General features: G+C 69.0%; 1 protein-coding gene. It reads right to left on the bottom strand.

Translation table 11 applies throughout. The annotated features are described in order from the left end of the window. The coding region (locus tag EXE42_RS16600; protein ID WP_137707021.1) for a mechanosensitive ion channel family protein at nt 1-536 on the bottom strand (536 nt) is incomplete at both ends.

The raw sequence follows: 536 nt of genomic DNA on the forward strand, positions 1-536 counted from the left end.
ACTCGTTCGTCACCTTCGAAGCGTTGAGCGTCGCGTTCGGTACCGTCACCAGCACCTCGTCGCGGGTGAGCAGCGTCGTCGACCGCACGCCGACCTTGATCACGGTCCCGGCGGTGCCGTCGTCTAAGACGATGTAGTCGCCGATCTTGTACGTGTCGTCGAAGTACAGCGCGATCCCGCCGAAGAAGTTCGCCACCGTGTCCTTCGCCGCGAAGCCGACGGCGATGCCGGCGACCCCGGCCGCGCCGAGCAGCGGCGTGATCTCGATGCCCCACAGCCACAGCAGGGTGCCGACGCTGCCGAGCAGCACCGCGAGCGTCCAGACGTTCGAGAAGACGGGCGCGAAGTCAAACCGCCCGCCCTCCTCGTTGACCGCGGCGACGACCCGGTTCACGACCGCGTTGGCCGCGTACGCCCAGACGAGGACGATCACCGACAGCGACGGGCGCCCGAAGACGGCGTCGAGCAACTGCGGCTCCACGAGCACCGAGGCGCGCACCGCGGGGACCTGCGTGAGCACGAACACCCCCGCGAGC

This window comes from Halorubrum sp. SP3, assembly GCF_005435195.1.
Classification (GTDB): Archaea; Halobacteriota; Halobacteria; order Halobacteriales; family Haloferacaceae; genus Halorubrum; species Halorubrum sodomense.